Annotated in this window: 22 protein-coding genes, 1 riboswitch and 1 other annotated feature; of the genes, 14 read left to right on the plus strand and 8 right to left on the minus strand. The window is 44.8% G+C overall.

From position 1 onward, the window contains the following. Positions 1–28 precede the first annotated feature (28 nt). Positions 29–487: a poly(R)-hydroxyalkanoic acid synthase subunit PhaE gene (locus ABLT31_RS19720; RefSeq protein ID WP_367754792.1), complete on the minus strand. Its 459-nt coding sequence runs from the start codon at positions 485–487 to the stop codon at positions 29–31. Between the two features lie 468 nt (positions 488–955). On the opposite strand from ABLT31_RS19720, the gene phaQ reads away from it, so the two are divergent. Further along, positions 956–1399, plus strand: a complete 444-nt coding sequence (gene phaQ / locus ABLT31_RS19725) for a poly-beta-hydroxybutyrate-responsive repressor (RefSeq protein ID WP_367754794.1) — start codon at positions 956–958, stop codon at positions 1397–1399. Positions 1400–1457: 58 nt separating this feature from the next. Further along, a complete protein-coding gene (locus ABLT31_RS19730) occupies positions 1458–2009 on the plus strand; it encodes a hypothetical protein (RefSeq protein WP_367754796.1) in 552 nt (183 codons plus the stop codon). A gap of 47 nt (positions 2010–2056) precedes the next feature. Here the strand turns inward: ABLT31_RS19730 and ABLT31_RS19735 are convergent, their stop codons facing one another. Both ABLT31_RS19735 and ABLT31_RS19740 read right to left on the minus strand, forming a co-directional pair. Continuing rightward, complete coding sequence (locus ABLT31_RS19735; protein ID WP_367754798.1) at positions 2057–2896, minus strand: metal ABC transporter permease; 840 nt, start codon at positions 2894–2896, stop codon at positions 2057–2059. A gap of 17 nt (positions 2897–2913) precedes the next feature. Then, positions 2914–3666: a metal ABC transporter ATP-binding protein gene (locus ABLT31_RS19740; protein ID WP_367754800.1), complete on the minus strand. Its 753-nt coding sequence runs from the start codon at positions 3664–3666 to the stop codon at positions 2914–2916. A gap of 208 nt (positions 3667–3874) precedes the next feature. Here ABLT31_RS19740 and ABLT31_RS19745 point away from each other — a divergent pair, with 208 nt between their 5' ends. Continuing rightward, a complete protein-coding gene (locus ABLT31_RS19745) occupies positions 3875–4993 on the plus strand; it encodes a sensor histidine kinase (protein ID WP_367754802.1) in 1119 nt (372 codons plus the stop codon). A gap of 6 nt (positions 4994–4999) precedes the next feature. Here the strand turns inward: ABLT31_RS19745 and ABLT31_RS19750 are convergent, their stop codons facing one another. Next, positions 5000–6202, minus strand: coding sequence for a hypothetical protein (locus tag ABLT31_RS19750; protein ID WP_367754804.1), 1203 nt, complete (start codon positions 6200–6202; stop codon positions 5000–5002). A gap of 92 nt (positions 6203–6294) precedes the next feature. Here ABLT31_RS19750 and ABLT31_RS19755 point away from each other — a divergent pair, with 92 nt between their 5' ends. The 8 genes from ABLT31_RS19755 (at position 6295) to ABLT31_RS19790 (ending at position 14004) form a co-directional block, all read left to right on the plus strand. Then, a complete protein-coding gene (locus tag ABLT31_RS19755) occupies positions 6295–6870 on the plus strand; it encodes a TVP38/TMEM64 family protein (RefSeq protein WP_367754806.1) in 576 nt (191 codons plus the stop codon). A gap of 66 nt (positions 6871–6936) precedes the next feature. Beyond that, positions 6937–7055: riboswitch (SAM riboswitch) on the plus strand. 123 nt (positions 7056–7178) lie between these two features. Then, positions 7179–8303, plus strand: a complete 1125-nt coding sequence (locus ABLT31_RS19760; RefSeq protein WP_367754809.1) for an aminotransferase class I/II-fold pyridoxal phosphate-dependent enzyme — start codon at positions 7179–7181, stop codon at positions 8301–8303. Continuing rightward, entirely contained in the window at positions 8300–9466 is a 1167-nt protein-coding gene (gene metC / locus ABLT31_RS19765; protein ID WP_367754811.1) for a cystathionine beta-lyase, read from the plus strand. The genes ABLT31_RS19760 and metC overlap by 4 nt, the downstream gene beginning before the upstream one ends. Positions 9467–9527: 61 nt before the next feature. After that, positions 9528–9758: a binding site (T-box leader), on the plus strand. 47 nt (positions 9759–9805) lie between these two features. Continuing rightward, positions 9806–10810 (plus strand): tryptophan--tRNA ligase, encoded by a 1005-nt coding sequence (gene trpS / locus ABLT31_RS19770; RefSeq protein WP_367754813.1) that lies wholly within the window; start codon positions 9806–9808, stop codon positions 10808–10810. 52 nt (positions 10811–10862) lie between these two features. Next, positions 10863–11222 (plus strand): DUF3905 domain-containing protein, encoded by a 360-nt coding sequence (locus ABLT31_RS19775; RefSeq protein ID WP_367754815.1) that lies wholly within the window; start codon positions 10863–10865, stop codon positions 11220–11222. Positions 11223–11333: 111 nt separating this feature from the next. Next, entirely contained in the window at positions 11334–12488 is a 1155-nt protein-coding gene (locus ABLT31_RS19780) for an MFS transporter (protein ID WP_367754817.1), read from the plus strand. Positions 12489–12512: 24 nt separating this feature from the next. After that, entirely contained in the window at positions 12513–13817 is a 1305-nt protein-coding gene (locus ABLT31_RS19785; RefSeq protein WP_367754820.1) for a pyrimidine-nucleoside phosphorylase, read from the plus strand. Positions 13818–13833: 16 nt separating this feature from the next. Next, positions 13834–14004, plus strand: a complete 171-nt coding sequence (locus ABLT31_RS19790) for a XapX domain-containing protein (RefSeq protein ID WP_367754822.1) — start codon at positions 13834–13836, stop codon at positions 14002–14004. Between the two features lie 91 nt (positions 14005–14095). Here ABLT31_RS19790 and ABLT31_RS19795 read toward each other — a convergent pair whose 3' ends face one another. Beyond that, positions 14096–15046 carry a C40 family peptidase gene (locus ABLT31_RS19795; RefSeq protein ID WP_367754824.1) on the minus strand — a complete coding sequence of 317 codons (951 nt, stop codon included), beginning with the start codon at positions 15044–15046 and terminating at the stop codon, positions 14096–14098. Between the two features lie 119 nt (positions 15047–15165). Here ABLT31_RS19795 and ABLT31_RS19800 point away from each other — a divergent pair, with 119 nt between their 5' ends. Beyond that, positions 15166–16338 carry a THUMP domain-containing class I SAM-dependent RNA methyltransferase gene (locus ABLT31_RS19800; RefSeq protein WP_367754826.1) on the plus strand — a complete coding sequence of 391 codons (1173 nt, stop codon included), beginning with the start codon at positions 15166–15168 and terminating at the stop codon, positions 16336–16338. Between the two features lie 157 nt (positions 16339–16495). Here ABLT31_RS19800 and zwf read toward each other — a convergent pair whose 3' ends face one another. Both zwf and ABLT31_RS19810 read right to left on the minus strand, forming a co-directional pair. Continuing rightward, positions 16496–18034 carry a glucose-6-phosphate dehydrogenase gene (gene zwf / locus ABLT31_RS19805; RefSeq protein WP_367754828.1) on the minus strand — a complete coding sequence of 513 codons (1539 nt, stop codon included), beginning with the start codon at positions 18032–18034 and terminating at the stop codon, positions 16496–16498. Positions 18035–18067: 33 nt separating this feature from the next. Further along, a complete protein-coding gene (locus tag ABLT31_RS19810; RefSeq protein ID WP_367754830.1) occupies positions 18068–19378 on the minus strand; it encodes a bifunctional folylpolyglutamate synthase/dihydrofolate synthase in 1311 nt (436 codons plus the stop codon). 157 nt (positions 19379–19535) lie between these two features. Here ABLT31_RS19810 and thrS point away from each other — a divergent pair, with 157 nt between their 5' ends. Next, positions 19536–21464 (plus strand): threonine--tRNA ligase, encoded by a 1929-nt coding sequence (gene thrS / locus ABLT31_RS19815; protein ID WP_367754832.1) that lies wholly within the window; start codon positions 19536–19538, stop codon positions 21462–21464. A 276-nt stretch (positions 21465–21740) separates the two neighbouring features. Here thrS and ABLT31_RS19820 read toward each other — a convergent pair whose 3' ends face one another. After that, entirely contained in the window at positions 21741–21953 is a 213-nt protein-coding gene (locus tag ABLT31_RS19820; protein ID WP_367754835.1) for a hypothetical protein, read from the minus strand. Positions 21954–22139: 186 nt separating this feature from the next. Here ABLT31_RS19820 and ABLT31_RS19825 point away from each other — a divergent pair, with 186 nt between their 5' ends. Then, the gene (locus tag ABLT31_RS19825) at positions 22140–22325 is read left to right on the plus strand and encodes a hypothetical protein (RefSeq protein ID WP_367754837.1); all 186 of its coding nucleotides are present in this window, start codon (positions 22140–22142) and stop codon (positions 22323–22325) included. The last annotated feature ends 38 nt before the right edge of the window (positions 22326–22363 follow it).

The raw sequence follows: 22363 nt of genomic DNA on the forward strand, positions 1-22363 counted from the left end.
TATTTATATATCTAGTAAAGTTATAAGTTTATTTGGATTTAGGTTCAGCCGTTTCTGGGGATTTGCTTTCCTTTGTAGCAGCAATCTCCGATTTGGCTTCCAAAATATCAAATAATTGATCTAAACGCTTCGATAGTTTTGCCATATCAGCTTTCAAGGTCTTAACTTCCTTTGACAAATCGCTTTGATTAAGGGCATCAATGACCTCTTCTTCTAACTTATCAAGCTTGGATTCAACATTCACGATTAAGGATGCCACGTTAGCGACGTCTTGCCGTGAAGGCATATTGGCCTGCTCGAGGTATTTTTCAGCAGATTGACGGGCTACGTTCTGATACTGCAAGTAGCTGTTTAAGCTTTGCCCCATCAATTTGGAAAACTCTTCCTTGTGCATAGCTTCATCCATCGTCTGACTCCATTGTTCCTCTGCCTTGTCATAGAATTGCTTCCATAACGCAAAAGGATCAAAGGGCATTTGCTGGCTCATGGTTTCATCTCCTTCTTCTTCTTTTTGTAAAAAAAGCTTCGTTGTAGCATCTCAGACTAGCCAGACCACCTTTAGAGGAAGCTTTTTTTGGTGCAACTATTTTTTTCTGTCGAAAAATGGGACCCTTTTTGCTTACATTGAAAATTATAGTAAATGCTTCTTCGGAACACAATCGAAAACCTTCGACAATTCTATGAATAATCCATCGTTCGTTATCAAAAATTGTCGAATAAAATCAGTTTTAACTTTTGATACTGTCAGATTTTATACCTTAGATAAATGTAAAATGTATAGTATTAGATAAGTTCATAAATTATATAGGGCTTTATCCAAACTAAGAGTTTACCCTTGATGACAAGGCTCGGAATGGACATGAATCAAATTTTCTTGTGGCAATACTTGACAGATCTGACCACATAGGTGTAAATTACACATAGAAGCAAATTACAATTTTTGTAGGTGATGCAAATGTCGGCCAGTAAGGATAAAGGGAAGGATGTCAAAGAAGACGAAAAGTGGAATATTCCCGGCGGGCCGCCTAAAAATATGATGGTTCCCGTTCTACTGCTGAGCTTAAAAGGTTGGAATGCACATGGCTATGAGTTAATCCAGCAGTTGGTCAAATTTGGGTTTCACTCTATAGATCAAGGAAATGTATATCGAACCCTTCGCCAATTGGAGAAAGAGAATATTGTCAAGTCGGAATGGGATACCACCTCAGGAGGTCCGGCAAAGAGGGTATATTCCCTTACAGATGCAGGTACACAATATTTGGAATCTTGGGCTGAAGCATTAGGCCAATACCAGAGCATGCTTGATCAGTTCTTCAATATGTATACTCAGTTCTTTATGGGACTTCCTAATGTCCCCAACCCAAGGAAAAATAAAAATAACGACGACGACCTGGAATGATTCAGCAATTGCTGTGTCATATAAAAAAAAATTACTTATTTTTTAGGAGGATGTAAAAATGGCAACTGCACAAGCAAAAAAGAATGAACTTACTAATCCGGTAAATGTATTCGACACAATGTGGGATGGATGGTTAAACAGCGTAAAATTAATGTATGGATATCAGCGCGAAATGGAAGCTGTAACTATTCAAGCGATTGAGCGCCAAAAGGAAGCATGGCAGCAAACGAAGGATAATATCGAAAAGCTTGAGAGCGAGTTAAGCAAGTTTGTTTCCGACGTAAAGGCTAACGTATTGGATAATGTGAAAAACGTAAATGGCGAAGCCGTTTCTAAAAATGTTGAAGATTGGAACAAGCGTGCAGAAGATGTGCTTAATAAAGTTCAACAGCTTTATGGAACTCCTGGCAAAGCCAGCAACAGCATGTTTGGCAAGTCTTTGGAGCAATTGGAATCTACTTTGCTCAGCTTGATTGAGCAACAGCAAAAGACTCGTGCTGAAGTTCAAGGCTTGCTGGAGAACTTAACTGATCAAGTGAAGCACACCAACAAGGGTTTGATGGAGTCTTGGGAAACTAGCCGAACTTCTGCATTCAATATGTTTAAATAATATAAAGAGACAATCCCCCTAGCCGCTCAACGGAAAGGGGGATTTTTCTAATCTGCTTTTAGAATCACTTTTTTGAACAGAAGCACTGATAAAAGCAAGAAAACAGAGAACAAGACAATCGTTCCGCCAGTCGCCCAGTCTAAGTAGAAAGCCGCTGTTAACCCCCCAAGTACGGAAATCTCCGCAAAGAGGATGGATAGCCAAAGGGTTTGCCTAAAGCTATGAGAAATCTGCAAAGCAGCTGCAACAGGTAAAGTGATAAGGGCAGAAACAAGCAGAATACCCACGATTCTCATGGAAATGGCAATGGTAAGAGCTACCATGACTGTAAAGATAAGATTGACAAGCCCGCGTTTAATCCCCGATATTCTCGCATACTCTTCGTCAAAGGAAAGAGCAAATAATTCTTTATAAAGCAAGAAGATAGAACACAATACAGCTAAGCCTATGATAATGATCGTCCATAAATCACCGCTTCCTACGGCGACGACACTGCCAAAAAGGTAAGAGAACAAGTCCACATTAAAACCTTTTGCAATACTGATCAGAACAACTCCCAGGCCTATGCCTGTAGATAGGATGATAGGAATGGCCAACTCTTGATAAAAACGATAGGCCTTCCTTAACTGTTCTACTAATAAGGATCCAACAACAGAAAAAATCATCCCCATATACATAGGGTTTATCCCTTGAAAAAGGCTTACCTTCTTACCTAGCAGGATTCCAGCAGCAATCCCGGCAAGCGTAATGTGAGAAAGGGCATCGGCCATGAGGGATAATCGGCGAACGACCAAGAAAACCCCGATTGCGGGACAGATGACTCCGACAATCATACCAGCAAAAAGGGCATTTCGCATGAATTCGTATTGAAAAATGAGATCGAGCATGATTATTTACATTCCTCCTAGTGACGGTGCTCCACTAAATTCATATGTGAGCCATATGCATTTTCCAAAATCGCTTTCTGATTGGCTTGAAAGTCACTAGGATTTCCATGAAAATGGATACGCTTATTGAGACAGGCCACCTTGTTAACATGGTGGGTCATCATGCCAATATCGTGCGTGACCATAAGCAGCGTTAAGCGGTGCTCCTGATGCAGTTTTCCCAATAGGTGATAGAAACGGTCAACCGATTCGGTGTCGACTCCGACGGTTGGCTCATCCAAGATCAGCAAACTGGGCTTAGAGACCAGGGCACGGGCAATGAAGGCACGTTGCTGTTGGCCTCCAGAAAGCTTACCAATATTTCGGGCTGCAAAAGAAGCAAGCCCGACTTGGTCGATAGCTTCCATAATAATATCCCTATGTTGGCGAGTTAACCTTTTGAACAATCCCATTTTCCCATAAAGTCCCATCGAAACGACTTCGAATACGGTGGCAGGAAAACCGCTATTGAAGCTGTTTGCTTTTTGGGAAACATAACCGATCTTATGCCATTCTCTAAAGGAAGAGACAGGGACGTTGAATAGCTTTACCTCACCTTCCTTAGGCTGAACGAGACCGAGGATGATTTTTAGAAGGGTAGACTTGCCCGAACCGTTTGGCCCGACTAATCCCACATAATCTCCTTGCTCCACAATGAAATTGACATCCTTTAAGACCTCATTTTGACTATAATTGAAATTTATATTTTTACACTGAATAATTGGCTGCATGGGTCTTCACCAGGTCTGGTGTCACCCTCCTGTCTTTTTCATATTAGTGCTAATCATTACGATTTACACGTTATAAAGCCATTTTATCATAGGGGAATCAGAAACGTAAGTCAACAACGGAATACTTGGGTATAGAAGTAAAAAAGGAAGGAATTTAATCTGTTTTGTAGAAATAGATTACTCATATCTTTTTAAGGAGTAACCCTGTATGCTATCAACAGACCGTAAAATGCGTGAGCAGTTGCTTGCCTTTGTAAATGAATATGTCACCGATGTATTTGGAAAATCCATAAATTATGAAATTCTTTTTCAGGAAAAGAAAGAAGAATTGGTGGAAACCCTCCAGCAAGCTCTCTTGTTTGTCATTGAGGCAATTGAGGACGAAACGGTCTCTTTCGAATCCGTCAAGCATTTTGCAGGGCAGTATGCGGAGCATCACATCATTTACTTTCACGATGGAGAAACGTTAATAAAAGACTGTTCAGAGCTAAAGAATCGTTTTTTGGAACAGGTTGTCCATTCCCATTTCGGCGGGCAATTGCACTCCAGGGCTGTAAATATCATCAGCAGTTTTGTAGATGAATACATGATTCGGCTGTTTAAAGAAAAGCAATGGGAGCTAGAGCAGATGGAAAGGGAGAAGTTCAATGCTATCGGGAACATGGCATCTGGTATGGCTCATGAATTGAGAAACCCCATTACGAGCATTAAGGGATTTCTCAAGCTGATCTATGAGATGCATCCCCATCCGCAAGAGATCCATCATTACTATACGATTATCGATGATGAAGTGAAGCGGCTAGATTATATATTAGAAAGATTCCTTTCCCTTACAAAGAGGAGGAACCTCCCTCTAAATAGAGAGTTTGAGGAAGTTAACTTATGTCGGGTCATTGAGCGATGCGTCTCCCTCTTTGAATTTGAATTTCTTCGCTTGGGCATTGAGACGATCGTCCAGCTGGAGTCCCATGCGACCATTAAGGGAAACAGCAAGGAATTGGAGCAAACCTTCATTAACATTATTAAAAATGCTTGCGAAGAATTCCAAGCCCATCCCGATCAGCGGGAGAAGATTCTGAGAATTGCCTGCAGGGATAGCGACGAGAAGGTTTTTGTTCTCTTTTTTAATAATGGAAATCCGATCAGCTCCAATGACATTAAGAAAATTTTTAGTCCTTTTTACTCTACTAAAGAAAATGGAACGGGTCTCGGCTTAGCCATCTGTAAACAAATCATCGAGGCTCATGGCGGAAAAATTAAGATTTATCCTGAAATTGATGGTACGATGGTTCAGCTTCAGCTCCCGAAATCGAGTGAGGTCCAGTAATAGGGGCTATACCTGACGGAAGCCTCGATGGATATCCCAAAATAACCCCGCCATACCGAAACCACTGAGTGCACCGGTCATGAGCAGGGCAAGCCAGATGGGTTGGGGCATGGGCCATCGGAGCCACTGGAAGAAACCCGCTAAAAACAGCAGGAAAATCATGCCGACCGTTCCGGTGATATAGAAAGCTGCTGAAGGAATAGCCAAATTTCTTACTGCAAACTCCTTTCCGGTGAAAAACAACAGAAAGCTTGTAATAAAGCCCAGCAGGGTGAGATGCAGATAAGCAATAATCACCTGCCTGCTCTCATAAACTGCATAAGCCAAGGAGGGCCACGCTGCAAACAGTTCCAGTAAAGCCTTCACACTGAGACTGATAAGAGATAAACCTAATAGCAGCTGCAAGCTTAGGGAATTCTGTTGACGCCAGAGCGGACCAGCTACTAGGCTTAAAAACATGACAATGGAAATAAATTGCAGAACAGCCCCTGCTAATCCAAGAGCAACCGCTATAGGATGATCAAAGAACCATAACGTGGAAGATAAATAAGAAGGAACTACACTAATTGCCAATAATCTAAATTGCCACTTGGCCCAATTGCGTTGCGAAGTCTGCTCAATGGAAACAAAACGATAGCACATACCCAAAATAACGAAGGTGAACCAACCGTTATATTGCAGATGAAGATAGTAATAAATAAAAAAATTGTTAATTTCCGTATTTCCAAATCCTGTTGCCCCCGCAATCGCAAGGCCCCAAGGTCCAAGCGAGGATAACAAATTGAACCAAATGGCTGCCTGATAAAAGGACTTGGCGTACCAAGGCCATTTTTTTTTGCGATGGGAAAAAAACTGAAAAGCGAAGTAATAAGATAAAAAAGCATGAAGAGTAGAAAAGGCTATGGATAGGGGCCCATACCCTTGGTAACTAAACGAGATAAGCATTCCCAGAACGGAAACATGCAGCAAAAAGTAATAGATCCTAGTGGATTTCTTCTCATTAAACCCTTCAGGAAAGCAATGTCGAATAATTACCGCATTGATTAGAAAATAAACCCATCCTAAGAAAGCCACATGCGAGTGGGCATGGACAAGATGCATAAATTGAAGCCCGGGAAAAATGGGTGCTACCATTTTCCAGCGCAAAAGAATACCTAGAAGGGTAATTAAGAATAAGTACATATATGCTGAATACAGCCATTTCCTCATGGTGCTAATTTCCCTCCTGTCTCTAGCTATGGTATATTTTAGTTAAATCATAGTCCAGCAAAAAGATCAACTTGTATTGTGAGGTTCAATCAATGGATATTAGGCTAGAAGACTTATATCAGGTAATTCAAGCCTATCGCGGGTTGGGTGTTGCGGTTGCTTTTATCCTTCCCATAGTAGAAGCTTTTTTCCCTCTTCTTCCACTTTTTGCTATTGTCACCGGAAACGCTGTTGCTTTTGGATTTTTAAAAGGCTTTGTTTTTACTTGGCTTGGAGCGAGTTTCGGCTCTCTCCTTGTTTTCTGGCTAGTGCGAAAGATCGGGCATAAATGGCTCGCCCCTTTGTTCCATAAGTATAAGGGGCTAGAAAAAAGTTCGCGATGGTTTGAAAAGCATGGATTCTCAGTCCTTTTCCTATTGCGGTGCTTTCCATTTTCCCCGTCTAGTTTGATCAATGTGCTGGCAGGCTTGTCATCCATTCCGTTTCACACCTATTTTTGGGCCACCCTCCTAGGAAAAGCCGTGCTGGTCTTTATCCTTTCCTATATCGGAGCAGATTTGCCTCAGCTGATCCGGGAGCCGCTAAAGCTGGTCACATTAGGACTGGGCATTGCTACAATATGGGGAACAGGAAAGCTCGTGGAAAAGCGGTACTTGCCCAAATCCTAAGAATTCATTGACAAAAGTCGATTATCCCCATATAATTTCAGGTAATTAGTTGAATTTCATACATTACTCTTATCCAGAGAAGGCGGAGGGACTGGCCCGATGAAGCCCGGCAACCGGCTGTTAGTGTAAAGTTTACAGCACGGTGCTAATTCCTACAAAATGATGTTCATTTTGATAGATAAGGGTCGGTCGTTCTATGATAAGATGATCTGCCCCTTTCTAGTTGAGAGGGGCTTTTCTTTTAAAGTTATAAAATTGTTGAAACAATAATTCAGACATCATGAGAAAAGAGATGAGGAGGACAAACCATGGATTTAGAGACAAAGCTAGTACAGATAGGAAACCGAAGAGAAAAAGAAACAGGAGCGATCAATTTTCCTGTTACTTTCTCTACTGCTTTTTTGCATCCTGGACTAGGTCAAAGCACCGGCTTTGATTACATTCGTACCAAAAATCCTACAAGAACCGTGCTGGAAGAAGCCATCGCCGACATCGAAGGCGGAGACCGAGGATTTGCGATGAGTTCCGGTATGGCAGCCATTCACGTGATTATGGGCTTATTTAAGCCTGGAGACCATATTGTGGCTTCCCTTGATTTGTACGGCGGTACATATCGCTTATTTGAGCAGATTTGGAAGCCTAATGGATTGTCGTTCAGCTATGTCAATTTAAAAGAAGGCAAGGATCTGCAGGAGCACATTCTTCCGGAAACTGCAGCTGTCTTTATCGAAACCCCAACCAATCCGATGATGATTACGGCGGACATCGAAAGCATCGCTAACGTCGCCAAAAACCATAATATATTAACGATAGTCGATAATACCTTTCTTTCTCCGTATTACCAAAAGCCTCTATTGCAAGGCGCTGATATTTCGCTCCACAGTGCCACGAAGTATTTAGGGGGACATAACGATGTGTTAGCCGGACTCATTGTCTCCAAAGGACAGGAATTATCGGATAAGATTTATTTTCTGCAGAATTCCATTGGAGCGGTATTAGCACCTATGGATTCGTGGCTGCTGATCCGAGGCATGAAAACATTGGCCCTGCGGATGGAAAGACATACCGAAAACGCTAAGCAAATCGTATCCTTCCTCAAGGAACATCCGCTAGTAACCGATGTATTGTACGCTGGTCAAGGCGGGATGGTCTCCTTCCGGGTGAACGATCCAGGGCTCGTACCCGGCTTGCTAAAGCATTTGAAGCTCATTTCCTTTGCTGAAAGCCTCGGTGGGGTGGAAAGTCTTTTGACTTATCCAGCTGTTCAGACCCATGCTGACATTCCAAAGGAAGTCCGAGATGCAGTAGGCGTATGTGACCGTTTGCTTCGTTTCTCGGTCGGCATTGAGCTTGCGGGAGATTTAGTTGAGGATTTGGATCAAGCGCTTAAGGCTTCAGAAATAGAGTGGAGAAAGGGAGAGGAAAGCAAATGAGTTTAGATTTTGGAACAAGATTGATTCATAATCGTCATAAAATCGACGCGCAAACAGGGGCTAGTTCTACCCCGATGTACCTTGCCTCCACCTATCATCAGTTTGATGTAGATGCACCAGGCGCTTATGATTATTCCCGATCGGGAAATCCAACCCGGCACGCCCTGGAAGAGACGATTGCGGAATTGGAAGCCGGTACGGCAGGATTTGCTTTTTCCTCTGGAATGGCTGCTATTTCAACGGTTTTCCTATTGTTTTCATCGGGAGACCATTTGATTGTGAGCGAGGACGTATATGGGGGAACCTACCGTGTCTTATCCGAGGTATTAAGCCGGATGGGTATCACCTGTTCGTTTGTAGATACAACCGATCTGGATAAGGTCAAGGCGGCCTTGACCCCGCAAACCAAAGGCGTTTATATTGAAACTCCGTCCAACCCTTTGCTGAAGGTGACCGATGTAAAGGGAGTGGCGGAGTGGGCGCAGGAGAACGGGTTGATTTCTATTGTTGACAACACGTTCTTGACACCTTTCTACCAAAGACCCTTGGAATTAGGAGCCGATATTGTTATCCATAGCGCGACAAAGTTTATCTCCGGTCACTCGGATGTTGTTGCCGGATTGGTTGCCGTAAAGGACAGCTCCCTTGCGAAACGGATAAGCTTTTTGCAGAATGCCTTTGGAGCAATCCTTGGCGTACAGGATTGCTGGCTCGTTCTACGCGGGTTGAAGACCCTCAAGGTTCGCATGGAAACCTCAACAAAAGGAGCGGAAAAGATCGCTCGTTGGCTAGAAACCCACCCGAACGTCAAAAAGGTTTACTATACCGGCTTGCCGTCCCACCCGGGCCATGAGATCCAGTCGGCTCAATCCGAAGGACACGGGGCCGTTCTGACCTTTGATGTCGGTGACGGAGCTGCGGCTCGAAATCTCATGAGCCATATCAAGCTTCCAATCGTTGCAGTTAGTCTGGGTTCTGTGGAATCCATCTTGTCTTATCCGTGCAAGATGTCTCATGCTTCTATGCCGGAAGAGGAAAGGAACCGCAGAGGAATTACCGATGGACTCATGCGCTTATCCGTTGGCTTAGAAAATCCGGATGATCTCATCGCCGATTTAGAGCAGGCTTTGACACTAAGAGATGTTCCCGTAGAATCGATTTAGGGCGCAACGATCTGTCTTGCATTTTCAAGTCAAGTAGGCTAGAATGTGAACCATAATATAGAAATTGGCATTGACGAAGAATAGTACACTCGTTGTTCTGCTTGAAGAGAGCCAGTGGTTGGTGTGAAACTGGTACAGGACCGGATGGAATGGACTTCTGAGCCCCAAACCGAAACGCAAAGGAGTAGGCTTTGGCGGAATGTCTTCACGATATCGAAGACAGTGAGTAGATTGGGATCCTTGCAGAAGGAACCAATCAACAAGGGTGGCACCGCGGTCCCTCGTCCCTTTTTTGGATGAGGGGCCTTTTATTTTTTCATTTAAAAAAGGAGTGGTACTATGAGCAAGAAAAAGATCTTCTCTGGAATTCAGCCTAGCGGGTTTTTGACGCTTGGAAACTACATTGGAGCATTGAGGCAATTCGTTGAACTGCAGGATGAAGGGGACTGTACGTTTTGTGTCGTTGATTTGCACGCCTTGACTGTTCCGCAAGACCCTGTTGCCCTTCGCCAGAATGTCCGTTCTGTAGCCGCGTTATTCCTGGCTGTCGGAATCGATCCGAACAAATCCACCTTGATGGTTCAATCTCATGTCAAAGAACATGCGGAACTAGGATGGCTGATGCAGTGCGTATCGTACATGGGGGAAATGGAACGGATGACGCAATTCAAGGATAAATCGAAAGGCAAAGAGGTAGTCAATACTTCCTTATTGACTTACCCAGCGCTGATGGCGGCTGACATTTTGCTGTACGATGCGACTCATGTTCCGGTGGGCGAAGATCAAAAGCAACACCTGGAATTGACTCGTGACATTGCCCAGCGATTCAACAATCGTTTCGGAGAGACCTTTGTTGTCCCTGAGCCGATGATTCCAAAGGTTGGGGGCCGCGTGATGTCCTTGGATGATCCTTCGAAAAAAATGAGTAAAAGCAATCCAAGTGAAGCCAGCTATATTGCCTTGTTAGATGAGCCTTCCAAAATTGTGAAAAAGGTGAAACGCGCCGTAACCGATTCCGAAAATGAGATCCGTTTCGATCCGGCAAACAAGCCAGCTATCAGCAACCTCCTGACCATTTACTCGCTATGCGCAAATATTTCCGTAGAGGATTTGGTTTCCCGTTACCAAGGAGTAGGCTACGGAACCTTCAAAAGCGATGTGGCCGACGCTGTCGTAGCCCTTCTGGAACCTATCCAAAGCAGATATCGCGAACTTATTGACTCGGAAGAACTCGATCGCATTCTTCTAAGCGGGGCGGAGCAAGCTTCCGATTATGCTACAAAGAAAATGATCGATGTCAAGGAGAAGATGGGGCTCATCCCAAGGGAGCGTTTAACTACATAAGCCTTCACCTCCTAGGTAACACTAGGAATACTCCTTTCGAAGAGGTGATGGCATGAGCAGCAAAAATCGGGGGAAACAGCGCAAATTAAATTCTCCTTCTATGGAAGAAACCATCCCGCATCAGGTGCATTCACCGGCTTACAATCAGTCCAAGTCGGACATCAAAGCGCCTTTTGTCAATGAATTTGGAGTAGTCATTGGTGATAGCTTTTACGATTCGCCCAACTCCCCGTTAAATAACTGGAGTACGGATGTCGACCCGGCCATTATGGCTGGTGACCGATGGGTGCATCCTACCAATGATATTGGATGCAATTCCAGTGAAAATGCGGAAATGATTGAAGAAGGGATCAATCCTCAAGGTGTTCCTTTTATGCATCCGGATAAAGATGTAAGCTATGGAAGAGATTAAATGGGTAAACTGGTCCTTTACAGAAAGGACCAGTTTTTTTTTCTAAATATAGTGGTAGAATAAACCAGAAAAAGTGTAATATGATGGGTAGCAAGAGAACGGAGGAGAAACGTGTTTCAAGGACCCATTATTTCTTTAGTAGCTTATAATTATTTTTTTTACGCTATCAATTCCATCTTCATTTCTTATTTGCCTGTATATTTTTCGTTTAAAGGGATTACCCCAGTACAAATAGGTTTTTTATTGGGGATAGGTCCGATTATTTCTATCCTATCTCCACCTCTGTGGGGATATTTGAGCGACAAGTATAAAACGGTTAAGCAAGTCCTGCTTCTCATTCTTTTGGCCACGGTCATCGTCGGTACGGTGATGTTTCAGGCCGATACTTTTGGTTGGATGCTCGTATGGGTGATTGCTTTTAATTTCTTTATCTCCCCGATCAGTCCCCTGACGGATGGACTATCCTATCGAGTATCTGAGGTTTATGGCATTTCTTTTGGCACGATTCGATCTTTCGGCTCGTTAGGCTTCGCTGCAACAGCTCTTTTGATGGGATATATGCTAGAACCGTTGGGCATGGAAACCATATCATGGTTTTTCTTAGGATTCGGAGTCATGGCTCTTCTTACATGCTTGCGGTTAACTGACGCTCCTTCATCGTCTAAGCCGGTTTCCCTTCGCTCCATTTGGGCTGTATTTCGAAGGAAAGAGATTTTATGGTTTCTGCTCGTCATCCTCACGCTCTCGATTCCCCACCGAATTAATGACGGTTTTGTCGGGATGTATATTGAAGATCTGGGCGGATCCACAGCAGCTATCGGTACGGCTTGGTTTTTTGCCACCACAAGCGAAGCCGTCGTGTTTGGCCTAAGCATGCGATGGCTGCGGACGGGGAATGAATTGCAGCTTATGGCGTGGGCGGGCGTCTTTTATTGTGTCCGATGGGTCTTATGCTTTTTATTGGCAGATCCCGTGTTGGTATCCTACCTGCAATTATTTCATGGACTGACCTTTGCCATCTACTATTTGGCCTCTCTTCAGTATCTGTATCGCTTGATTCCCGAGGAACTGCAGTCTACAGGGCAGACCGTCTTCGCAGCGGTTTTCTTTGGCATCGCGGGAATTGTAGGATCTATCATAGCCGGATGGATCTTTGAAACCTATAACGGCCAAGTATTATATGCTGCGATGTCAGGGATGACTCTGATTGGTTTAGCATTGGTATTTATTACAATGCTGCGGAACCGTACAATGAACAGACAGTAAAGTACATACTAAGAGGTGAAAGCAATGAGAATGGTGGATCTGATTCAAAAGAAAAGAGACGGGCTGGCACTCACAAAGCCAGAAATCGATTTTATAATTAAAGGCTACACCGAGGGAACCATTCCCGATTATCAAGTATCGGCATGGGCGATGGCGATTTATTTCCAGGGGATGAATGCGCAAGAAATCGCTGATCTGACGATGGCCATGGTGAAGTCCGGCGAGGAAGTGGACCTATCTGGAATTGAAGGGATCAAAGTTGACAAGCACAGTACCGGCGGGGTAGGAGATACGACCACCTTAGTGTTGGGTCCTTTGGTTGCAGCGGCAGGCGTTCCCGTCGCCAAAATGTCGGGGCGCGGTTTAGGGCACACCGGAGGGACTATTGATAAGCTGGAGGCGATCTCTGGCTTTCATACGGAAATTACAAAAGAGCAGTTCATTGATGCCGTCAATCGCATCAAAGTAGCCGTGGCAGGCCAAAGCGGAAACCTAACTCCCGCAGATAAAAAACTATATGGTCTTCGCGATGTTACAGCAACGGTTAATTCCATTCCGCTGATCGCCAGTTCCATTATGAGCAAGAAAATCGCTTCCGGAGCAGATGCGATTGTCTTGGACGTCAAAACAGGGGATGGAGCCTTCATGAAAACCTTGGAAGGATCCAAGGAGCTAGCCCGTACAATGGTTGAAATTGGTCAGCACGTGGGCAGAAATACCGTTGCCGTCATCAGTGACATGAATCAGCCCTTGGGATTTGCGGTAGGAAATGCCCTGGAAGTCAAGGAAGCGATCGACACACTGCGGGGAAAGGGCCCAAAGGATCTTACCGAGCTTTGCCTTGTACTTGGTGCGCATATGGTTGTATTGGCCCAGAAGGAAGCGAACTATGAAGAGGCCTATAATCGCTTAAAACAGATCTTAGATTCCGGCGATGCAGTATCCAAGATGAAGGAGTTTATTCATGCTCAGGGCGGCAATCCTGATGTTGTGGATCACCCGGAAAAACTTCCTCAGGCCCAACAGCAAATCGAAGTCAAAGCGGCTTCAAGCGGCTTCATCAAATCCATCAAGGCAGAAGAGATTGGCCACATCGCCATGATGCTTGGAGCCGGGCGAAAAACCAAGGATGACATAATCGATCTAGCAGTAGGTGTGGTACTCAAGAAAAAGGTAGGTGACCCGGTCCAAGCGGGAGAAGTACTTGCCGTTCTTCATGCCAACGGGGAGGAAGAGCATGCTGAATTAGTCCAAAAAACAACCGAAGCTTATACTATTGACCCCAATCCTGTAAGCCCACTGCCGCTTATTTATGAGGTCATCAAGTAGCATCAGGAGGAACACCATGAGAGAAATTTTCTTATCGATTATCGCCGGGATTCTCGTCGGCGTCATCTTTAAGCTATTGAAGCTTCCTATACCCGCACCCCCTGTTTTGCCCGCTGTATTAGGGATATTTGGCCTATATATAGGCGGAAAGCTTGTAGAGGTTGCACTGAGGATGTGGGGGAAGTAAGGATAATTGTGTTCAATCATAAGCAGCAAGTCCAAGTGTTTTTGGATTTGCTGCTTTGTTTTATTGATCTTAACAGGAAAAAGTCCTTTTATCACCAAAACCTCATCGCTCCGCAAAACTTCTGCAAATACTTCCCTTCCCAAAGCGGCTGAATTTTGACTACATAATTGGAGTTTGAGGCATGAAGAAAGTCACCATCACCTGCGTATATCCCCACATGATCAACATAGCCTCGTTCATTGGCAAAATAGACAAGGTCCCCTGCCTTCAAATTCTCCTTATTTACTTCGAATCCGTGTTCTCTTCCAAACTTATATTGAGCCGATGCATCACGCGGAATGAGAATCCCGCTGGCTTTATGCATGCTATGGGAAAAGCCGGAGCAATCGTATCCGAAGCTCGACATGCCGGACCAGAGATACGGCAATCCCAAGAATCGCTTCCCGGCTTCCACAATGTCATGACCCTTTCGTTTTTGGAGCATAGGATAGGGAGCACGCTGGCAGGGGCTCTCGGCAATATGAGCTTCACTGCGAATGGTCACATCCTGGTTAGCCAGCCAACCTTCTTTTCCACTGGGCAATAGCACATGGGTACGTTTCTCTTTTACTCGCAGCAAAGGGAGGCGCGTCAAATAAGACAGCTCTAACTTCTTCTGATCCGTATTCAATTGAGCTCGAGGAACCGTAACCCAAACACTGGGGGCCGCTGCATAAACTCGATCATATTCCTCATGGAACTCAATCTGCCGCGTAGGGATCCACCCGGGATATCCCTGCTCGTTCTTCGGAGTAAACTGATCGGGGATCAATACACGGCTCCATTCACCCGATTCTTCGGTTACAAGCACTTGAGAACCGTAAAGAACCTGGGTTTGGAGGATGTTTTCATCAATAAACCAAATTCGATCATGATGGGTTAGGCCAGATAGCCAAGCGGGGATATCCGCGGGAGCAGTCGTGGCATAATAATCCTGCTTGCGCGGAAGATTTGCCTTGGTCCAGACGGTGGCAACGTTGACGGTGACATAAGCCGTTTTCATGGTGAGTGCACCTCTTTCTTGAAAAGTTCACCTCATTATCTTTTATGCTTTGGTTTGGAAACGATTCGAAGTAATAGTATAATATTCTCATTATGTTTCAGGATAGGAGAGAAAGTGGTATGTCCAGCAATCAGGTTGTAGAACTCATTGCCACCTCCACATTTGGCTTAGAGGCAGTCGTTGGGGAAGAAGTGCGTTCCTTGGGATACGAGAATGCAGTTGTGGAAAACGGAAAAGTTACCTTCAAAGCGGGGATTGAGGCCATTCCCAAGGCCAATCTTTGGCTGCGAACAGCCGACCGGATTCGGCTTAAGATCGGGGAATTCGAAGCCCGGACGTTTGATGAGCTGTTTGAAAAAACGAAAGCTTTGCCTTGGTCGGATTGGTTGCCGGAAAATGCAGAATTCCCGGTAGACGGGAAATCCGTCAAGTCTACGCTTTTCTCAATTTCAGACTGCCAAGCGATTGTCAAAAAAGCGGTCGTAGAACATATGAAGCAGAAGTATAAGAAGGATTGGTTTGAAGAAAACGGCCCCCTATATCGCATTGAGGTATCCATTCTGAAAGACGTCGCAACCCTTACCATTGATACCAGCGGCACCGCCTTACATAAAAGAGGCTATCGGACGCTGATCGGAGGAGCTCCCCTAAAAGAAACGATGGCCGCAGCTCTAATTCTCCTGTCGCGCTGGAACCCCGACACGGTTCTTATTGACCCGTTCTGCGGTTCAGGCACCATTCCGATTGAAGCTGCCTTGATAGGTCAAAATATTGCACCGGGCATGAACCGGGAATTTGCCTCTGAGAATTGGCCTGTCATTCCGAAGGAAATCTGGCGGCAAGCGAGAAAAGAAACCCATGATCTTGCCCGTTACGACCAGCCGCTGCAAATCATCGGTACGGATCAGGATGATGAAGTGCTGCAAGTGGCCCGGCAGAATGCAGAGGAGGCGATGGTGAGCGAACATATCCACTTCCAGCGGATGCCGGTGTCTGATCTTCGCTCCAAAAAGAAATACGGAAAAATTATTTGCAATCCGCCATACGGTGAGCGTTTAGGGGAAGAGAAAGAAGTAGAAAGATTGTACCGCGAAATGGGACAAGTGTTCCAGGCTTTGGATACATGGTCCTATTATGTGATTACATCGAATGAACGATTTGAAGAGCTCTTCGGCAAGAAGGCCAGCAAAAAGAGAAAACTATTCAACGGAAACATTAAGGTAGATTATTATCAATACTTTGGCCCGAGACCACCGAGGCCTGCAGGTGAAGGGGTAGAGAGACGTGGATGAGTTTTTCAGGAGAAGGAGAAATAATAAACCTCTATATTATATCATGATGGGGTTCTTGGCTTTGGGAGCTGTTTTTATGGCTGCTGGTATCTGGTTTGTATTGAGTTTCTAAAAAAAGGTTGGACCTAGAAAACATCTAGGCCCAACCTTTTTTGTTTCATGCCCGTACGAAGTAGGCTTCATTCCCTGATCCTTGTTCCTCTTGCCCGTTGATTGGCCACCACCGGTTGCCATCCTTCTGAAGCATTTCGCTTGAGGCCTGTGGGCCCCAGGTTCCCGCGGCATAAGGAAGCAAATCAACCTTTCCTTGAGTGAACGCTGCTGAAATCGGATCAACAAATTTCCATGCCAGGGAAACTTCGTCCCAGCGCGTAAAGAAGGTAGAATCGCCTTCCAGACAATCGTGAAGCAGTCTTTCATAAGCTTCCGGGGAGTTGAAGCCCGTTTCACAGTTTTGGCAAAAATCAAGAGGAATCGGAGAAACCACGCCGTCCGTTCCCGGCTTCTTCGCGTTTAGCTTGAAATAAATTCCTTCCTGTGGGTGAATGCGGATACTCAATAGATTGGGTTCTAAGTTTCCTTGTTTATTAAAGTACAGATTTTTAGGCAACGTTTTAAACTGGATTAAAATTTCTGTTGCCTTATTTGGCATTCTTTTTCCCGTTCGAATATAGAAAGGAACACCTGCCCAACGGAAATTATCGATAAAGAGCTTTGCAGATATAAAGGTTTCTGTTGTGGAATCAGGAGCTACTCCCGGCTCTTGCCGGTACCCAATAACCTCTTTTTCTGCAATGCTGCCTTTCTCGTATTGTCCGCGTATGCAATAGTCCTTCACTTCATCGACCGCAAAACGGCGCAGGGAACGGAGAACCTTCACTTTTTCATCCCGGATCGCTTCCGTTACGAGTCGGCTCGGAGGTTCCATGGCAATCATCGTGACCATTTGGAGCATATGGTTTTGCACCATGTCTCGCAATGCCCCCGATTTTTCGTAATAGCCTCCGCGCTCCTCCACTCCTACCGTTTCACTTGAGGTAATCTGCACGTTGGCGATATGGTTATTATTCCATAAGGGCTCGAAAAAGGAATTGGCAAATCGAATGACTTCAATGTTTTGGATCATTTCTTTTCCGAGGTAGTGGTCGATCCGATAAATTTCTTCTTCCTGAAATACGGATCGAATCTGATCATTGAGTTCATTGGCGGAATGATGGTCATGGCCAAATGGCTTTTCAATGACTAACCGTTTCCATCCATTGGTCTCCAATAATCCGCTTCCCTTTAAATTAGAGGAAACTTTGCCGAATAGATCAGGCGAGATGGCCAGGTAGAATACTCGATTGCCAGGAAGCTGGAATTTCTCTTCTGCCTGCTTTAATGTCGTTGTTAATTTGGCGTAGCTTCCCGCATCTGCCAGATCGACGGCCACATAATCCAAATGCTCCGCAAAACGCTGCCATGCGTCTTCCTGTCCAGCCTTGTAACGCCCAAACTCTTGAAGGGAGTGCAGGACATGATCGCGGAAGGCCGCATTTGACAAGTCCTTCCTGGCAACGCCGATGACGGTGAAGGAAGCGGGAAGCAATCCCCGCTGGTAAAGGCTAAAAAGGGCCGGGAACAATTTTCTTTTGGCTAGATCGCCAGTAGCTCCGAACAAAATAATGGCAGATGAATCAATAGGTGACTTTTGCATAAAGTTCCTCCGTATAACAATGAATGTTACCAATTAGTTTTCCTTGTCTTGGCCTATTTTATCAAGCATGTGCAGGGCATCCCCAGCAATAAACATCGAACCGGTAAAGAAAATAGCGTCTGTGCTTCTGGCTTTAGATTTTGCGTAAAGATAAGCGTGCTCCAATGAGGGGAAAACGTGAGCTTCTGTCCCATATTCCCGCAGAAGAAAAGATGCCAATTCTTTAGGATCTTTTACTCTCAGCGAGTTCGTATGGGGAGCGAATAAGAACACGGCTGGGATGCCTTTAAACCACCCTAGCATCTCTTCAGATCTCTTGTCTTGGGAAAAACTCAGGATGAAAAAATTCACCTCACATCCGAGTTTGCCTACCGTTTCACAAAAGCGTCTGATTTCTTCCTCATTATGAGCCCCATCGACTACGGTTAATGGTGACTTACCGACCACTTGAAATCGTCCGGGAAGCTCCGTACACGCTAAGGCCTCTGCGATTTTCTTCGATTGAATCGGGTAACCCAGTTCATGAAGGAGAAGGCAGCACTTGATGGCTAATGAAGAGTTGTCCCATTGAAACTGACCGTTGACGCTAAGTTGATAAGGCAGCTCGAAACCGGGTTCCTCATAGAGGATTTCTCCCCCATAAGCTTTTACCGAGAAGTCTTCTCCTAAGCAATACAAAGGCGCCCGTTTGCTTTTAGCTTCGGTTTTCAGCACGTCGAGCGCTTCTGGAACTGCAGTCCCGGTAATAGCAGGAACCCCTTCTTTGATGACGCCTGATTTATCGTACGCAATCTGGGCAAAGGAGTTCCCCAGAACGGCCTCATGATCCATAAACACGTTGGTGATGATAGATAGGATCGGCGTGAAAAAGGTGCTCGGATCGTTATAGCCGCCAATGCCGGTTTCCAGCAGGACAAAATCCGCCTTTTCCTGCAGAAAAAGGTGCAGCCCAGTTATCAGAAAAAGCTGGTTATAGTTTAAGGCCCCTAATGGGTGATTTTCCGTCGGTTCTACGGATTGATGGAGAGCCGGGAGAAGCTCATCAATTTGTCTAAGGATGCTCTCTTCTGACAGTGGAGTCCTGTTTACTTGGATCCGTTCACTAAAAGAGAGTAAATGCGGGCTTTGTACCATTCCGACCCGAAAGCCATGGGCCTCTAGAATAGAAGATAAAAAAAGGGTAGTCGATCCCTTCCCGCAAGTACCGGTAATCAGGATAATAGGTATAGGATAGGGGAGAAGGCCAGTATTTGCGGCTAGCTTTTCAATCAGCTTTCTTTTCTCTTGTGGAGTTGCAAATAGTCTTTTCCCCGCCAATTCCCTGAGCAGTTCCTCTGCAGTCATTATGGATGCCTCCAGCCTTCGAATTTCAGCAAGTTATATTATAGCTGAAAAAGAAAAGCTTACCAATGATTTCTTCGAATGAAGTGAAGGTAGCTTTTAGGTATTTTTTCCGGTATTATGAAATAATGATGAAAAGAGAAAAAAGAGGTGTACTCGCATGTCCATGGTAAAGGTTGAACTGAAAGATGGCAGTATCCGCGAGGTCGAGGCCGGTATCAATTTGCGCGACCTGGCAGGCCAGATCTCTTCCAAGCTAAAAAAGGAATCTGTAATCGGCAGCATTAATGGAAAGTTGACCGAATTGACGACCCCGATTACAGAAGATTGCCATATAGAGCTGTTTACTGCTGAAGACGAACAAGGGCTAGAGGTTCTCCGCCATTCCACAGCCCACTTGATGGCGCAAGCCATTCAGCGGCTATGGCCAGAAGTCAAGCTAGCTATAGGTCCGGTTATTGAAGATGGTTTCTATTATGATATGTCCGGCCGCACCTTCTCTTCGGAAGAATTTGATCAAATCGAGAAGGAAATGCAGTGTATCATTAAAGAAAACCTGAAGATAGAAAGAAAAGAAATCTCCCGAAATGATGCGCTGGAATACTTCAAAGAGCGTAACGATAAATATAAAGTAGAGATTATCAATGATTTGCCGGAAGAAACGATCCTTACGCTTTATACGCAAGGGGAGTTCACGGACTTGTGCCGTGGGCCGCATGTTCCATCTACGGGATACTTGAAAGTCTTTAAGCTCATGTCGCTATCTGCTGCCTACTGGCGAGGAGATGCAAAGAATGATTCCTTAACACGGATTTACGGAACGGCATGGCCGAAAAAAGAGCAATTGGCTGAATATCTTGACCGCCTCGAGCAAGCTCGCCGCCGCGACCACCGCCGTATCGGGAAGGAAATGAAAATCTTTACTGCTACACCGGAGATCGGGCCTGGCTTGCCGTTATGGCTTCCAAATGGTGCGAAAATCCGCCGCACGCTTGAGCGTTATATTGTAGATTTAGAAGAAAGCCTTGGCTATGACCATGTGTATACCCCAGTCATCGCCAATGTGGATTTATATAAAACGTCCGGCCACTGGGAGCATTACCAAGAGGACATGTTCCCGCCAATGGAAATGGATAACGAAATGTTTGTCCTTCGTCCCATGAATTGTCCTCATCACATGATGATCTATAAGTCGGACAAGCACAGTTATCGCGATCTGCCGATCCGCATTGCTGAGCTAGGTACGATGCATCGATATGAAGCATCCGGTGCCGTGTCCGGATTGCAGCGCGTTCGCGCCATGACTCTTAATGATGCCCATATTTTCTGCCGACCGGATCAAATTCAGGAAGAATTCAGTCGAGTGGTGCAGCTGATCCAACAGGCTTATAAGGATCTCAATATTACCGACTACTGGTTCCGTTTATCTTATCGTGATCCGGAGGACAAAGAGAAATACGTCCAAAACGATGAACTGTGGGAAATGGCTCAGTCCATGCTAAAGAGCGCGATGGACAACCTCGGCTTGCCTTATAAGGAAGTCGAAGGGGAAGCCGCCTTCTATGGTCCGAAATTAGACGTTATGGTCAAAACTGCGATAGGTAAAGATGAAACTTTATCTACAGCTCAATTAGACTTTTTGCTCCCTGAGCGTTTCCAATTGGAATACATTGGGGATGATGACAAGCCTCACCGTCCTGTTGTTATCCATCGCGGCATCCTCTCTACTATGGAACGTTTAACAGCGTACCTGATTGAAGTGTACGAGGGCAAGTTCCCGCTATGGTTGTCTCCTACGCAAGTGAAGGTGCTGACGATCAGCAATGACTTGGCAGGCTATGCCGAAGAAGTCGTTCAGAAGCTGAAGCGCGTGGGAATCCGCGTAGAGCTGGATAATCGAAACGAGAAGATTGGCTATAAAATTAGACAAGCGCAATTGGAAAAAATGCCGTACATGGCCGTGATCGGTAAAGCCGAAGCAGAAAACGGACAAGTGGCTGTTCGCAAGAGAGAGCAAGGGGATATCGGTACATTGTCGCTAAATGACTTTGTTCAGCAGCTCCTTGAAGAGATTACAGAAAAGAAATAAGAAGAGGAGACTGGTTCCACGGGATTTTTGTGGGACCAGTTTTTTTGTTGAGTAATAACGGCAACCTAGGAGTCCATGTTAGAGACGGATATCAGCTAAGGTAAATAAGGGAATAAACTTCCCTTAACGCAGAGAAAAAGAGAGAAAAAGTAAAGATAGGGGAAATTTGTTCCCTTATTCCGGGGAATTGTACATACTCTTTTTAAATGAGAGAAAAAAGTTCCTCTATTTTAAAGATGGAAGGCCGTACCCTTAGAAGATCTCAAGAGTACGGCCTTAATAATTATGCTGGTTATCCGATTCACGAAACGGTTTTCTAAAATTAAACACTAGGCTATATACCATAATGACATTCACAGCCCATAAGGAAAATAGGAGAGATAAATTATGGAACTCAATGGACGAATAACCATTCCACTTCATGACCATTAGGGACTGAATATAAATCAAGATAAAGCCAGCAATTACGGAAAGGGCTAGTTTATGCATCCAATCATCCTCCGTTCGATTCTATAGACACATTATATACATAAAATCGTCAAGAAAAAAGCCCTTGAATTTAAGCGTGTTTTGGTTAGTTGATGAGACTTTTCGGTTTATTGAAAATGGAGTTATTTTCGGGGTCTTAGGGGATAGGAGAGAGAAGACAAATAGTTAATAGTCCCCTCACATTGAGTGCAGTTGGAAGAAGGAGCTGGATTAGTGGGAATTTCTCCAATTAAAATTCAATTTTGCCCAAGAAGGACTGATTTAGATGGAAAAACTCCCATTATCCGTCTGAATAATGGCTTAGATTTATCAATTTGGAGCTTTAGTGGGACTTATTCCAACTATTTTTTCATTTTCCTCAGTATTTTTTAAATTAGATGGAGGTTCTCCCACTATCGCTACGGATTAAG

This window comes from Ammoniphilus soli (genome assembly GCF_040813775.1).